Annotated in this window: 9 protein-coding genes; all 9 read right to left on the reverse strand. The window is 64.6% G+C overall.

All coding sequences use genetic code 11. From position 1 onward, the window contains the following. Positions 1–69 precede the first annotated feature (69 nt). Positions 70–1161 carry an S-methyl-5-thioribose-1-phosphate isomerase gene (gene mtnA / locus DV027_RS01155; RefSeq protein ID WP_130730131.1) on the reverse strand — a complete coding sequence of 364 codons (1092 nt, stop codon included), beginning with the start codon at positions 1159–1161 and terminating at the stop codon, positions 70–72. A gap of 282 nt (positions 1162–1443) precedes the next feature. Beyond that, complete coding sequence (htpG, locus tag DV027_RS01160) at positions 1444–3330, reverse strand: molecular chaperone HtpG (protein WP_130730132.1); 1887 nt, start codon at positions 3328–3330, stop codon at positions 1444–1446. A gap of 195 nt (positions 3331–3525) precedes the next feature. Continuing rightward, on the reverse strand, positions 3526–4155 hold the full coding sequence (locus DV027_RS01165) for an NUDIX hydrolase (RefSeq protein WP_130730133.1): 630 nt from the start codon (positions 4153–4155) through the stop codon (positions 3526–3528). Then, positions 4152–4610, reverse strand: a complete 459-nt coding sequence (locus tag DV027_RS01170; RefSeq protein ID WP_130730134.1) for a cupin domain-containing protein — start codon at positions 4608–4610, stop codon at positions 4152–4154. Before DV027_RS01170 ends, DV027_RS01165 begins: the two co-directional genes overlap by 4 nt. A 205-nt stretch (positions 4611–4815) precedes the next feature. Beyond that, positions 4816–5487, reverse strand: coding sequence for a hypothetical protein (locus DV027_RS01175; RefSeq protein ID WP_130730135.1), 672 nt, complete (start codon positions 5485–5487; stop codon positions 4816–4818). Positions 5488–5498: 11 nt separating this feature from the next. Continuing rightward, positions 5499–7706: a beta-glucosidase family protein gene (locus DV027_RS01180; protein ID WP_130730136.1), complete on the reverse strand. Its 2208-nt coding sequence runs from the start codon at positions 7704–7706 to the stop codon at positions 5499–5501. A gap of 217 nt (positions 7707–7923) precedes the next feature. Beyond that, the gene (gene bcsD, locus DV027_RS01185; RefSeq protein WP_130730137.1) at positions 7924–8394 is read right to left on the reverse strand and encodes a cellulose biosynthesis protein BcsD; all 471 of its coding nucleotides are present in this window, start codon (positions 8392–8394) and stop codon (positions 7924–7926) included. Further along, positions 8394–12356 (reverse strand): cellulose synthase subunit BcsC-related outer membrane protein, encoded by a 3963-nt coding sequence (locus DV027_RS01190; RefSeq protein ID WP_130730138.1) that lies wholly within the window; start codon positions 12354–12356, stop codon positions 8394–8396. The genes bcsD and DV027_RS01190 overlap by 1 nt, the downstream gene beginning before the upstream one ends. A 2-nt stretch (positions 12357–12358) precedes the next feature. After that, positions 12359–14761: a cellulose biosynthesis cyclic di-GMP-binding regulatory protein BcsB gene (locus DV027_RS01195; RefSeq protein WP_242621676.1), complete on the reverse strand. Its 2403-nt coding sequence runs from the start codon at positions 14759–14761 to the stop codon at positions 12359–12361. Between the last annotated feature and the right edge of the window lie 2 nt (positions 14762–14763).

The raw sequence follows: 14763 nt of genomic DNA on the forward strand, positions 1-14763 counted from the left end.
GCGACAAAGCCAATCCCGCCCGCGCCTGTCAAGGTCATAGGTAAGCAGCCCCGGCCTGCGGGGCCATGCTCACACGTATTCGGGGAAGAGATCGCACAGCCCGTCCGCCGTGGCGGGGCAGCGGCCACGCTCGGTAATCAGGCCGGTCACGAGGCGCGCGGGGGTCACGTCAAAGGCCGGGTTGGCGGCCTTGCTGCCATCGGGCACGAGCTGCACGCTGCTCACGTGGCCTGCCGCGTCACGGCCCTGGATATGGGTGACTTCGCGGCCATTACGCTCCTCGATGGGGATTTCGCTGACCCCGTCACTGATCGACCAGTCGATGGTGGTCGATGGCAGCGCCACCCAGAAGGGCACGTTATTGTCACGCGCCGCCAGCGCCTTGAGGTAGGTGCCGATCTTGTTGGCCACATCGCCCGTGCGGGTCACGCGGTCGGTGCCCACGATCACGAGGTCCACCTGGCCATGCTGCATCAGGTGGCCACCGGCATTATCGGCAATGACGGTGTGCTTCACGCCGTGGCGGCCCAGCTCCCATGCGGTGAGCGAGGCCCCCTGGTTGCGCGGGCGGGTTTCATCCACCCACACATGCACCTCGATGCCGCGATCATGCGCCATGTAGATGGGCGCAAGGGCCGTGCCCCAGTCCACGGTTGCGATCCAGCCCGCGTTGCAGTGGGTGAGGATGTTGACCGGGCCGGGGCGGCGGGCGGCAATCTCCTCGATCAGTTCCAGCCCCTGCCGGCCGATGGCCTCGTTCTGGATCACGTCTTCATCGCAGATGCGCCCGGCCTCGTCATAGGCGGCGGCCACGCGGTCGGCCTGCGGCGTGGTGCGCAGGCGCGTGAGCATGCGCTTGATCGCCCACGCCAGGTTGACCGCGGTGGGGCGGGTGGCGGCAAGGGCTGCGGCATCGCGCTCCATGGCCGCGTCACTGCTGTCATGGCGCAGGGCCAGCGCCAGCCCGTAGGCGGCCACGGCGCCAATCAGCGGCGCGCCACGCACCTGCATGGTGCGGATGGCATGGGCCACCTGATCGCGCTCGGTCAGGCGCAGGATGTCGAGCGACCAGGGCAGGCGGGTCTGGTCAAAGATATGGACCGACCAGCCATCATCCGCATCCACCCAGACACTGCGATAGGAGACGTTGTCAATTTTCATATAAGATTTGCCGCCATTCAAAAACCGGAACACACAAAAGGGCGCATAGGGAAGCATCCAGCCGGACCACGTTCAAGGCCCTGTTGCCTGAATACTTTGAATAAAGCCGCAGTTGCGGTTTTTCTGCCATAAGGCAGCGTAACCCGTGCCCGCATGGGCTGGGATCATACAGGCAGTCAGCCCGCAGGGCTAGCCGCGCGCCTCAAGCCTGAAAAAAAGAACATCCCGCCATGCAGGGCGCATGGCGGGATGGTCGTGACGCATCATTCAGCGCGGGGCAGTTCAGCCCTGCGGGCCGTCCGTCAGCGGCAGGCGCGTCAGGATCGTGGTCAGGCGCCGGGCGAAGCCGGTGGGGTCCTTCGGGCTCTCGCCATCCTGGATCCGGGCCATGTCCATCAGCGTCAGCGCAATATCCTGCACCGGGTCGCCATTCTTCACGCGGGTGGCGAGGTCGGCGATCAGCGGATGGGCCGGGTTGACCTGCAGCACCGGCGCCGTGTCGGGCACCTGCTGGCCGCTGCGCTTCATCAGGCGGATCATCTGCAGGTCCGGACCGGATTCGGGGGCGGCCAGCACCACGGCGCTGTTGACGAGGCGGTTGGTGCCCTTCACGTCGGACACCGCATCGCCCAGCGCTTCCTTCAGCGCGGGGATCACGACTTCCAGCGCGTCCTTTTCAGCCTGCGTTTCCTCCGGCGCGCCGAACTTTTCAAGATCGGTGTGGAACTGGCTGATATTGCGGATGGGCACGTCCTTGTACACGCCCAGGCGCTCGGGCCAGAACGAGTCCACCGGGTCGGACAGCAGCAGCACCTCGATGCCGCGTGCGCGGAAACCCTCGAGCTGCGGCGAAGAGGGCAGCATTTCCGTGCGGTCGCCGGTCAGGTAGTAAATGGCTTCCTGCTCGGGCTTCTTGCGTTCCAGATAAGCATCGAGCGTGGTCCAGCCTTCCTGCGTGCTGGAGCGGAAGCGGGCGATGGAAGCAAGTTCCGTGCGGTGGACCGCGTCGTCCCAGATGCCTTCCTTGAAGGTGGGGCCGAAATTGTCCCAGAACTTCTCGAAATCCGCCTCGTCCTTGCTGCGGGTCTTGAGCTCCGAGATCACGCGGCTGGTCACGACCTTGCGGATGCGGGCAAGCACCGGGGTGGCCTGCAGCATCTCGCGCGAGACGTTGAGCGGCAGGTCCTCGGTATCGACCACGCCGGTCACGAACCGCAGCCACGGCGGCAGCAGGCCGGCATCATCGGTAATGAACATGCGGCGCACATGCAGGCGGATCTGGCTCTCGCGCACCGGCTCGGCAAACTCGAAGGGCTTGCTGCCGGGAATGAACAGCAGTGCCGAGAACGCCATCGTGCCTTCGGCATGCCAGTGCAACGTGGCCCAGGGCGTATCGAAGTTGTGGCTTATGTTGCGGTAGAACTCGTTGAGCTGCTCTTCATCAATCCCGCCACGCGGCTTGCGCCACAGCGCGGTGCCCTTGTTGGCCGAAGTTTCCTCGCCATCATCCTTGACGATGGTGATCGGCCACGAAATGTGGTCGGCCCATTTGCGCACGATGGTTTCAAGCTGCCACGAATCGAGGAAGTCGTTCGCATCTTCCTTGATGTGCAGGATGATGTCGGTGCCTGCCTTCTCACGCGTGGCGGGGCTGATGGTGTAGTTACCCTTGCCGGTGGAGGACCAGCACCATGCCTCGTCACTGCCTGCGCGGCGCGAGATCACGTCCACCCGGTCCGCCACCATGAAGGCGGCATAGAAACCCACGCCGAACTGGCCGATCAGGCTCGGCTTGTCCTCAGGCTTGGCGTTGGCCAGTTCCTCGCCAAAGGCGCGGGTGCCCGAGCGGGCGATGGTGCCGAGGTTGCGGCCCAGGTCTTCCTTGCTCATGCCCGCGCCATCATCGCTGATGGTCAGCAGGCGGGCGTTCTTGTCGGGGTTGATGCGGATCTTGGCATCTTCAGGCAGGGCGTGCGCGCCATCGGTCAGGGCCTCGAAACGGCGCTTGTCAGTCGCATCCGCCGCATTGGCGACGAGCTCACGCAAAAAGATTTCACGCTCGGAATAGAGCGCATGCACCACAAGGTCGAGCAGGCGGCCGACCTCGGCGCTGAATTCATGCTGTTCGCCCGTGGCTTCGGGCGGGGTCGTGGTGGTCTGTTCCGTCATGGCTTATCCAGTCTGTCTGTTGCGTTGTCGTCGGGTTACAATTTGTATTGGATATGGAAAGCCCGGTCGGTTTTTCAATGGCCTGCCTTTAGGTTGGCGCTTTTGATCCAGCGGCCCTGCAAAACGCCGCCTTTTTGAAAAAAGGTGGCCCCCAGAAACTTTTCCATTTTATCAAGTTATTGTTTTCAAACGGTTTCAGTCAAAATCCGTAGGCAGGTCGGGGTTGGCGGCATGCTCGAACATGCGGGTCAACTGGCTGGGCAGCACGCGGCCAAGCGAGAGGTCGGTGGGCAGTTGGTCTGCCGCAAACCAGCCGATCTCCGATGTTTCGATACTGGTCTCGGCGCTGCCGCCGGTCAGTTGGCAGATGAAATACAGCGTGCAGCATGAAAACAGTCCGGGCGGGTGGCCCTGCCGGTCGCGGTCCCACACGGCGGCGAGCTTGGTCACGCGCACGCTAAACCCGCTCTCCTCGCGCACTTCCTTCACCGTATTTTCCACCGGGGTCAGGTTCACATCCGCCCAGCCGCCCGGCAGGGTCCAGCGGTCACGGTCCAGCACCTCGCGCACCAGCAGCATGCGGCCCTGCGCATCGAACACGGCGGCGCGCACCGTCAGCTTGGGTGTGGCATAGCCGTCCTGATCGCTGAACAGGTCAAGCACGCGCGCTATGTCGGCATCGCTGCCCGCGGCCATCATGTCGGCTGCGATCTGCCTTATGCTTTCATAACGCTCGCGATCAAACGGGCTTTCGGCATAGGCCAGGCCACTCTGGGCCAGTGCCTGCAGGTCACGGGCCCAGATGAGCCATTGCGGGGTTGTCATGCGTTTTCTCCTTGTGGCGACCAGCCGGGCGGAGCCAGTTCAAACTGGCTGAAAACAAAGGCGGGCGCCACCTGGCAGCCCATCAGGCTCCACGCTCCCGCGCTTTGGGCCGCCTGCCATGCCCCCGGCGGCACCACCGCCTGCAGCACCTGGCCTTGCGTGGGCAGCGGGCCGAGCATGATCCGCTCGATCGGGCCCCCCTCCCCGTCCGCAATTTCAAGCAGCAATGGGCTGCCACCCTGCCAGCACCAGATCTCGGCTGCATCAACACGGTGCCAGTGCGAGCGCTCGCCGGCTGCCAGCAGGAAGCTGATGGTCGAGACCGCGCCGCGCGGGCCATCGGCGGGGGTGTCACGCCATATTTCGCGGTAGCTTCCCCCTTCAGGGTGGGGGCGCAGGCCCAGCAGGTGCCGCACGGTCTCGGCAGGGATGTTGGGGTCTCGCAAATCTGTCATGGGGTGTGGCTCCGGTCATGATCGCATGCTCCGGCGTAGCCCTCCTGCCGCCGGGCTGCAAACGGCAGGGAAATAAAGAATGAAAGTTTCTGGGTGCCACCTTTTTTCAAGAATGCAGTGTTCTTCGAAGCTTTTTGAAAAAAGCTTCACCAAAAACTTCCTTATGATTCCTGGACGTTTGCTGAGCTGGCTTTTCAAACAGTCTCTAAGGGCGGGCTGGCCCTCTTGCCTGCCCTTCTGGCGCAAAAGCGAGAGTCTGGTCGGTATAGGTTTCCACCACCTCGCTAAAGGCACGTCCCTGCCCGTCGCGCAGCACGGCGCGCTGGCGCACGATCTCGGTCGGGGCCACGATCATTGTCCCCGCGGCCCCTCCCGGCCACGGTGACCACAGCCGCGTAAATTCCAGCCGCTCGCGGGTAAAATGCAGGGGCGCCACCACATGGCCGAAGGATGTATCGGTCTGCTCGAGCGTGGCATTCATCTGCGGGGTCAGCAGGCCGGGCACATACCAGTTATCCGCCACCGAAAGCACATACGGGCCGCAGGCCAGCTGCACCTGTCGGTGCCGCACGGGTTGCGTGGCACTCACGCCCAGATCGGCCCGCACCCGCGCGGGCACGGGGTCAGGCTGCGGCAGGGCTGCCTTGCGCGCCACCACCACGGGGCGGGCAGCCATATGATGGGTTGCACACCAGTCCTCCAGCGCCAGCGTGGCGCTGGGGTGGGTGAGCAGGGTTATTTCCAGCTCCTGCACGCTCATCATCAGGCGCGCGCGGTGATCTGGCGTATCGGGCCATGAAAGGCCGGCTGCCTGTACAGGGCTGGCAGCCAGCAGGCCAGCCCCCATGGTCGCAGCTACCAGCAGCCCCCTGCCCATCACGTTCCGCCTCAGGGCGCCATGGTCCGGCCATGCAGGTGCATGGTGGCCTGCTGGCTGTCATCAGTAGCGCATGATGCAAGCCACACGCGGAAGCTGCCTGAGGGTACGCTCCACCGGTTATGCCTGCCATCGAAATGCGCCAGCAGGCGCGGGTCAATCTGCACCGAAACTTGGCGGCTCTCGCCAGGTGCCAGGCTGATGCGCTGCCAGCCCGCAAGGCGGCGCGCACCGCCGTCGGGCAGGCCGACATAGACCTGTGGCACATCCACGCCCGGCCGCGTGCCAGTATTGTGCACGTTGAACGTGGCCGTCACCTGCCCGTGGCGTTCGGCCACCTTCAGCCCATCGGTGCTGAACGTGGTGTAGGTCAGGCCATAACCGAACGGATAGAGCGGCTTGAAGTGGTTGCGGTCGAACCAGCGGTAACCGACATCGCTGCCTTCATCGTAAACCAGTTCCTGATCGGTGTGGAACTGCATCTCGAACACGTTATCCGCCGTCACCCCTGCAATATCGGGGTGGGCAAGCTGCGATTCCGCCTGCGGGAAGGTCATGGTCAGATGGCCCGAAGGGGCCACCTTGCCAAACAGCAGCCGGGCAATGGCCGGGCCACCGCCAGAACCGGGGAACCATGCCTCGAGCACGCCCGCAACACTGTTGTTCCACGGCATCAGCACCGGATCGCCGGTTTCCATCACCACCACCGTGCGCGGGTTGGCGGCGGCCACCGCCGTAATCAGCGCATCGGCATTGTCATCAAGGTGCATGCTCGGCGCGTCCATCCCCTCGAAGGTGAACTGCGTGGCGTACACCACCACCACGTCGGCCGCCCGCGCCGCCCGCACGGCAGAGGCGATATTGGTGCCGGAATCATAGGTGATCCGGGCGTTCGGCGCCTCGGCCTTCATGGCCTTGAGCGGCGAGGACGGGAAATAGACCGGATCGCCCGGCCATTCCTTCTTGCCCGGTCCCTTCACCGCCTCGCCACCGATGGGCTCGACCTGGCTCGAGCCCCCGCCCGAAATCACGCCCGCATCGGCATGGCCACCAATGACGGCAATGCGCGCGGTAGGCGAAAGCGGCAGGATGTTGCCCTGGTTGCGCAACAGGACCGCGCCTTCCTCCTCGTCCTTCTGGGCCACGAGGGTGTCGGTCACCACATCAAGCGGCTGGCGCTGCGGCGGCTGGTCGACAAGCCCGACTGCAAGCAGCGAGCGCACGATACGCTGCGCCATGTCATCAATGCGCGCCTGGGGCACGCGGCCTGCCTTCACATCGGCTGCAAGCAGGGTGCGGAAATAGGGTCGGGCATCGGTATGATCGCCCGCCGATTCCTGGTCCAGCCCCGCCAGCGCCGCGCGCGCGGAGGAATGCGTGCCTCCCCAGTCGGACATGACAAAGCCGGGATAATGCCAGTCCTGCTTCAGCGTCTTGGTCAGCAGGTAGGGGTTTTCACACGCATACAGGTCATTGACGCGGTTGTACGAGCACATGACCGCACCGGGATGACCGGTTTCAAGCGCGATCTCGAAGCCCAGCAGGTCACTCTCGCGCATGGCCACGGGGTCGATATCGGCACTCATGGTCATGCGCGAGGTTTCGAGGTCGTTCATCGCATAATGCTTGAGCGTGGAGATCACATGCTGCGACTGCACGCCCGCAATGGTGCTGCCCACCATGCGCCCGGTCTGCAGCGGATCCTCGCCCGCATATTCAAAGTTGCGGCCGCCGCGCGGGTCGCGCGTCAGGTCAGCCCCGCCGCCAAGCAACACGTTAAAGCCGCTCTGCCACGCCTCACGCCCGATCATGACACCGGCCTGCCGCGCCATGTCCATATCCCACGTGCTGGCCGTGGACAGGCCGGACGGCAGCGAGACCGCCGCACCATTCTTGCGGATATGCGCCGGGTTGCGCACGCCAAGCCCCGCATCCGAAATCTGCAGGTCAGGCAGGCCCGAGCCCTTGGGCGCGCGCAGGTAAGCCGCCGAACCCAGGCCCCCCGGCGGTGCCACGCTGCCGTTGAAGCCTCCGCCATCAACGCTGAACAGCAGGGACATCTTGTCCTCAAGGCTCATCGAGGCGAGCATCTGCCGCGCCCGCGTGTCTGCCGGGTCGCCCCCGTTATCATGGGCATGCCGCGCGAAGGCAGGCGCCTGGGCCAGCGCCATGCCACACGCCACGGCGGATAACAGGAATATCTTGCGGGACAGTCTCATATGGCAGGCTCCTCCTTCAGGGGCTGGACAGTGGCGGCACGGGCGGCCTGCACCCGTCATTTCCTCAACCCAGTTGTGAAGCACCCTGCCCCCGCGCCGCATGATCTAGCGCAAAAACAGGGCAAAGAGTGGGGGCCATATATGCAAAAACCCTGCCTACAGGGCATGAACACGCCTGTGGGCAGGGTTTTGACGCAAATGGCGCGACTGACAGGGATCAGGTCGCGGCGCTGCGGGTGCGCATGTACAGGATAACCGTCTGGGCCGGGACCGAGTTCAGGTCTTCCGCGTCGATATCACGCGTCACGACATAATCACCGAATGCGCCGGGCTGCGACGTGATCCAGCGGCCATAAAGCCCTTCCAGCACCGGGGCGAGCCATGTGCCGGCAGGCTCACCGGCGCTGCCCACCTGCGGCAGGTCTTCATGCACGATGCGCATGGCCTGTTCTTCCGCCAGCAGGTCCAGCTTCACGTAGCCCCAGTTGATCATGGACAGCAGGGCGTTCAGCTCGATCTGAAGCTGGTGGATGGTGTTGCACAGCGGCGGCTGGAAACGACCAGCCATACCCCGGCCGACCTCGCGCAACAGGTCATTGCGGACCTCGATCCCGGCCTGATCATCGATCTCCCAGGACAGGGCCTGCAGGAAAAGCGAAAAGTCCGGTTTTGCGTTCAAAGTTGTCATTACTGGTCCATAATAAGATAGTGTGCGGAAATCATGGCGCCGCTTTCAGTCCAGTTACCGGCCTTCTGATAGCGCCCCGACAGATCAAGACGAACATTGCGTGTAAAGCGATAGCCCACCCTAGCATTAAAGCCACCGGTAAGACCAGCAATACTATCCCCAGGATAGTAGGCGCTGTTCACCGTTTCCTCCGACAGATATTCCGCCGGCGTGGCGCTCGCCGAGTAATTCGAGGCGATGGTATTGGCGCCGGACTGCAGCAGCGATGACGTGGGGAAGAAGGGTGCCGAGTGCTCGTGGAACACCTGGTAGCCCACGCTGCCCGTCACGTCCCAGTCCAGCCGCTTGTGCTGGCCCGCATAGCGCACCGGCACGGTCGCCGCGTAATAGGATTGCGGCGAGAAGTAACCACCCTGCCCGTAGGTGTAGAAATCCTCGTTCTTGGCATAACCGAAATAGGTCAGGCTCACGCCAATGCGCACCAGCATGTTGGCGTTATGCCACACCAGCGTATTGGCGCCGATGCCCGCTTCACGCTCGCTGTTGCGCTGCACGTTCTTGCCGGTCTGGATGGCGTAGCCACCGCCACCATACAGGATGGTGTTGCCCAGTGTCGCCTCGACCTGCCCATGGAAGTGGTTGGTCACGACGCCGCCCCATTCGCTGCCCCACTGCTTGGACAGTGCCTGACCATAGACCTGGCGGGCATACCGGCCAAGCGCGCTGTTGTAGTTCGTGTCACGCAGGCCACCATAGGACAGCACGCTGTTGGTGATTGACCGGCGCTCGGCACTGACACGGAACGTGACCGGCCCCACGCGCGGCGAGAACTCGACACCGCCCAGCACGTTGGTGATGGGGAAGCCGATGGGCGACGCACCCACATCGGCCCGCACCCAGCTATTGCCAAACTGCACATCCGGCGCAAACCCGGCCTCGGCCGTGCCAGCGGCGATGCGCTGCTGGTTCTTGCCCGCATTGGCATAGCTGTCGTACTGGTTATACGCCTCCACGCCCATCATCGTGCCATAACGCGGCACATCATAGACGGAGCCTGCGTTGAGGTTGCCCGACCAGATCATCGTTGGCGTGATCGAGAAGGTCAGGGCGGAAGCACCGGCCTGCAGCGGCAGGCGGCCCACAATGGGGATGTTCGCTTCCGTCAGGCGGCCCATGCCGTGCTCGCCCGAACGTGACCGGAACCCGAGGCCACCATCGATGGAGGGGGCAAGGTTCTCACGCAGCGTACGGATCTGCCCGGCAATGGAGGAGAGCATCTGGTCCGACGTATCGGGCGATGCCGCCTCGGCGCTGTAGGAGCCACCGGTCACAGGCGCACCGAGTTCCGTCTGGTGCCCGTAGCCACGCGGGCGGAACGGGTTGGTCGACGGCGGGGCAAGCGCCTCTTCCTGCGCCACGGCCGGGCTGGACGAAGCCCGCGTACCCTCAACCTGCTGCAGGCGCAGGTCATAGGCCCGACGCAGATCCTCGATGGTGCGCTGTCCATGGCCATCGGCCTGGTCGGCCACAGCCATGGCCAGCCAGGCACGTGCATCCATCGGGCTTTCCTGCACGCCATCCATGGCGAGGCGGGTGGCAAGGCTGTTGTGGTCGCTGTTGACCGCGGCCTGCACCGCAGCCTGCCGCGCATCAAGATCCTGCGGGTTGTGCCGCAGCACCGCGAGGTCGATCTCGAGCGCCTTGCCCGGCTTGCCGTGGCCGTTATACAGCCGCGCGAGCGCCAGCTTGGGCGATGTCGCCTCCGGGTCGGCCTGCAGGGCGGGTGCCAGATGATCATAGGCCTGCGCCTGGTCGCCACGCTGGTTGAGCAGGTCGGACTGCGCCACCGAGATGCCCATGCGCAGCTGCTGCAGCGTCTGTACCTGCTCGGGCAGCAGCGCATTGCCCGCCGCCGAGCCCGTGCCATCACCCAGCGGGGCCAGCAGGCGCGCGGCCGCCACAGGGTTGCTGATCTTCATGTATTCGGTCGCGTAGGACAGGCGCTGGTCGGGCGAAAGATCGATGGTGCGCGTCGAAGCGATACGTAGCGCCATGCGGGCATGCACCATGTCGCCACGCTGGCGGAACAGGTCTGCCACCGCCACGCCACGCGCGCCGGTCGGATCAGGCTGGGAAAGGGCCTCGCGGATCAGCGGCACCGGGTTGGACACCATGGACAGGCGGCTGGCCAGATCCTGCTTGATTTCCATTTCCTCGGCAATAGAGCGGATCGCGGGGGAATAGTCCGCAGGCGACAGGCCGGCCAGAAGCCGGCGGGTCATCGCATCATTGCCACTGCCATAGGTGTACAGGATGCCAGCCTGACGGTCCTGCGCGGTCACGGGATTGGCCAGGATGGGCTGCATCACGCGCCCTGCTTCAGCCACGTCACCCTGCTGCTGCAGCGCATTGGCAAGGTTGATTCGTACCCACGGGTCCCGCGGGGCCTGGGCCATCGCTTCGCGCAGGATGGAAACCTTGCGTGCTGAATCCGATGTCTGGGACGCAGCCGCCATCAGGCCGGAAACCTCGATTTCGCCCACCTGGCTGGCATATTGCGGGCTGACACGCGAGAGGAGCTGGCGTGCTTCCGCCGTGTTGCCCTGCGCCATGTCCACCCGCGCCAGCCCCATCAGGGCCAGCTGGTTATTGGGCTCACGCGACAGGATGCCACGATATTCCTGCTCGGCGGCGGCGACCTGCCCGGTCGAGCGCTGCAGGTCGGCCAGCATGAGCGTCGCGCCGGTGTACTGCCCGGGCTCGCGGGCCAGCGTGGCGAGCTTCTGCTTGGCCTCGGTATACTGGTGGGCTGCGATCAACTGGCGAACGGCGGCATAATCCCCGCTCACCGCCATGCCCGCCAGCGCCGGGCGCCAGCGATCCGCGGTCTTGGGGTCGGCGGCCATCGCTTCTTCAAAATAGCGGTGCGCCTCGGCGGTATCGCCCTGCCGCATGCTCACGAGCCCCATGCCGCCAAGCGAATCAGCATCATGGGAGTTGATCTGCAACGCCGACTGGAAAGACTGCTCGGCAGCGGAAAGACGGCCCGCATTAAGCTGCTGGTAACCGGCCTGGCGCGCAAGGCCCGCCTTGTCCGGCGGACCGCCGGGGGGATGGAGCATATGCTCGCGCAGCGCGGTATCATTGGGGTGGGCTGAAAGCCACTGCTCCATGAGGGGCTGCGTATCCGCATTGACCGGCAGCCAGCTCAGGGTCTGGCGGTAGGATTGCGTCGCGGCGGCGGCCTCGACCGGGGCCTGGCTGCGGAAGGATTGCAGGTCCTTGAGCCGGGTCAGGCCTTCCATGCGGGTCGAGGTGTTATAGGTCAGGGTCTGGGCAAAGGCGAGCTGGGCGCGGTAGTCCTGCGGGTTGGATGCAACGATCCCGGCAAGCCCGGCGCGGGCCTGGTCCCACTGCGACGGCACGCCCGCCATGGTCTGGTAGTATTCCACCGCGAGCGAACGGGGCGGCTTGCCACCGTGGAACAGCTTCTGGTACCCCGCCACCGCCTGCGCGTTCTGGCCCGAACCCGCCAGCGAGCGGATCTGTGTCAGGTCGCCCTGGGAAATGGCCCGCTCGCTGAGCAGGTCACTCAGGTTGCTGGCCGCAGCACTGCCCGGTGCCACCTGCTGCAGGTGGCGCAGCGTATCGGCGGCCGCTTCGCGGTTGCCAATGGCCGTCTGGTATTCACCCTTTACTTCCAGCACGTCAGGGGAATTGGGGGCGATGCCTTCCGCATTCTGCAGAGCCTGGCGGGCATTCTCATATTGCTGCTGCTGAAGCCAGAAGCGTGCCTGCTGCAACAGGATCTGCCGTGGTGCCGCGGCAGAAGGGCTGGCGGCGGCGGTGGTCATGGCAGTGGAAGCCTGCTGCGCGCGCGCAACAGGAACCGCCACCAGAACCGTCATGCAACTGCTGGCCAGCAGGGCACCTGAAAGCGAAAGGGCGTATCGCCTGTTCATGATCACGTTCCCTGCCTTTCTTCCTGCAACTCACGACGGCGGCGCAGAGCATGCTTGGCCAGGGCGCGCACCAGGACAGCCACCACCAGAATGCACCCGAACAGGCCAACCAAGATCACGCGGCCGGGATGGTTGTGCATATACCAGTCAGGCTTGAGCCACAGCGGCACGGTGCCAACCGTATACAGCGGCGAACTGCGGTAGGATGTCAGATCATCACCATGCGCCAGCACCAGGTCACCCTGGATCTTGGCCTGGTTCTTGCGTTGCGCCAGGATCTGCACGAGGTTGTTGAGCCCCTGCCCGTCACCCGAAAGCAGCGCGAGCACCGTCCGTCCCGATGCCAGCGGCGATTCCGCCTCGACCATCGCGGCGACGCCACCGGTCAGCGTGCTCTCGACCTCGGTCGGAGCCGTCTTGCTGATGGCCGACATGGGATCCTGGAACAGGTTCCACACACCGCTCAGCGTCGAGCGCAGGGCCATGTGCAGCCGTCCATCCGAAATCTGATAGGCCGAATTGCTCAGCAACTGCGAAACGTCACCGCTATTGGCCAGCGTGGACAGGACAATCAGGTTCCGGTCCGCCACGTCATTCACATGGTCGCTCGAGACCACATCCACGCCGGACACCGGATACCATGTCGTCGCCCCCATGAAGCCCATGAGGTCGAGATAGGCGCTGACTATCATGCCATTGGGGTGCGCGGGCAGCACCACGGCCGAGCGCGACAGGTCGGCATAGGTCGTGAACGGATAGCCGGCACTGGCCATGAAGGCGAGGTTGGGCATCTGGGTGATGTGATAGGAGTTGGACAGATCGATCGTCGAATCCGGGTCAACGCCCATATGGAAGGTGCTCGGGCCGGGTTTGCAGCCCGGCTCGGCCATTGCCGCCATCTCGAAATAGAACAGCAGCTGGTTCTGGCCAAAGACCCGGTAGGGCGGGATGGCCATGGTGTGCTGCTGCACGCTGTCATTACGACGGCCAATGCCCACGCGCCGCAGGATCTGGTCCAGCGTTGAATCCGGCTCACGCAGCGGATAGGCCTCAAGATAGGTGTCGTTGATACCGATATTGAGCGATGAGCGCGACACATCGACGATCGGCCCCGGCGGCGCGCGGAAACGGACGTTCAGCTTGTACGGCCGATCGCGCCACGTATACAGATCAGGCGAGACACGGAACGGCACCGATAGCGGGCCAGGCGCGTAACCTTCAGCCTGCAGGGAACTGTCTGGCACCAGCTCACCCAGGCGGACCGGACGGTTGGTGGGAATGAAGGAAGGCGCGTCATTCGCCACGCGGGCACCCACATCAATCGGCGCCACGTCCATGCGGTTGGCTGTTGGCAGGGTGCTCGAGCCGAAACCGATGCCCTTGCTCGCGGTCATGACCTCATCACGGTCGCGCCCCGTCACAAGCAGCACCGTGCCGTTGGGATCGGACGGGTTGGCCACTTCCATGAGCGTGGGGCCATTGACCGACTGGCGCCCGAGGGCGGAAGGCAGCTCGTCGGCCACGCCAACGACAACGGCATTGCCCGTTTGCGGAATGGTGGAGAAGACCGGGAAGGTCACGCCACGGAAATCGGTCTGCTGACCGAACCACGATGCCAGGATGCCCGTCGCCTTCAGCACTTCGGGATCAAATGTCTGTGCGAGAACGAACGGAATCACGATCTTCTGCTTTACGTTCTTGTCGAAGAACGGCTGGGGCAGGCGTGACAGCTGGCGATGGGGGGGAAGCGGTATGGTGGTGATCTGCAGTTCGGAGTGCTCGGACACGCTGGCCCAGAGCAACCCGTTGCTGGGGTCCGTGCAGCCCTTCGAGCTTGAAGCGAAGCTGAAGTTCAGCCGGTTGCCGCTGATGAAGAAGATGGGGTTGATATCAAACGAAAGCGGCCCAAATGTAGGATGGGTGGGGTCAGGCCGCAGCGTGCCGATGAACTGCTCGTTCAGCGTGATCGTAACCGCGCTGGTATCCGGCTGGAGGCTGGGCGACATCGCACCCGACACGACAAGCCGCGCCGACGTGACCAGCTGGTCGGCCGGAATGCCGAACTGCAGGCCCTGCAGCGTGGCGGCGCCCTGCATTTTCAGGGCACTCTGCGCACCGAGTTCCTGCAGTGAGTATGTATGCACCGTTGCAACGTCAGACGCGGCAATGGCGTTCTCGGCATTATCCACGACCGCATCAGCCGCGCTGGCTGACGTGGCATCCGCCGCCGGGGCGGTTGTGGCGGGCTGGCCCGCGCTCGCGGCGGCGGGCGTGGCAGCCTGCGGTGCGGCGGCGGGGAGAGGCGGCAGGTCGGAACCTGCGGGCTGCGAGGCTGGCGCCTTGGAGGCAACAGGCGCAGCCTGTGCCCCCGTTGCAAAGACCAGCAGCGCGATCAGGGACACCATTT

Origin of the sequence: Komagataeibacter xylinus, assembly GCF_004302915.1 — a bacterium.
In the GTDB taxonomy this organism is placed as follows: domain Bacteria; phylum Pseudomonadota; class Alphaproteobacteria; order Acetobacterales; family Acetobacteraceae; genus Komagataeibacter; species Komagataeibacter xylinus_C.

What these genes read in the sequence shown, in the direction of transcription:
- DV027_RS01175 (WP_130730135.1), bottom strand. Translation starts at nt 5,487, where the DNA reads ATGGGCAGGGGGCTGCTGGTAGCTGCGACCATGGGGGCTGGCCTGCTG.
- mtnA (WP_130730131.1), bottom strand. Translation starts at nt 1,161, where the DNA reads ATGAAAATTGACAACGTCTCCTATCGCAGTGTCTGGGTGGATGCGGAT.
- DV027_RS01170 (WP_130730134.1), bottom strand. Translation starts at nt 4,610, where the DNA reads ATGACAGATTTGCGAGACCCCAACATCCCTGCCGAGACCGTGCGGCAC.
- DV027_RS01180 (WP_130730136.1), bottom strand. Translation starts at nt 7,706, where the DNA reads ATGAGACTGTCCCGCAAGATATTCCTGTTATCCGCCGTGGCGTGTGGC.
- DV027_RS01190 (WP_130730138.1), bottom strand. Translation starts at nt 12,356, where the DNA reads ATGAACAGGCGATACGCCCTTTCGCTTTCAGGTGCCCTGCTGGCCAGC.
- htpG (WP_130730132.1), bottom strand. Translation starts at nt 3,330, where the DNA reads ATGACGGAACAGACCACCACGACCCCGCCCGAAGCCACGGGCGAACAG.
- bcsD (WP_130730137.1), bottom strand. Translation starts at nt 8,394, where the DNA reads ATGACAACTTTGAACGCAAAACCGGACTTTTCGCTTTTCCTGCAGGCC.
- DV027_RS01195 (WP_242621676.1), bottom strand. Translation starts at nt 14,761, where the DNA reads ATGGTGTCCCTGATCGCGCTGCTGGTCTTTGCAACGGGGGCACAGGCT.
- DV027_RS01165 (WP_130730133.1), bottom strand. Translation starts at nt 4,155, where the DNA reads ATGACAACCCCGCAATGGCTCATCTGGGCCCGTGACCTGCAGGCACTG.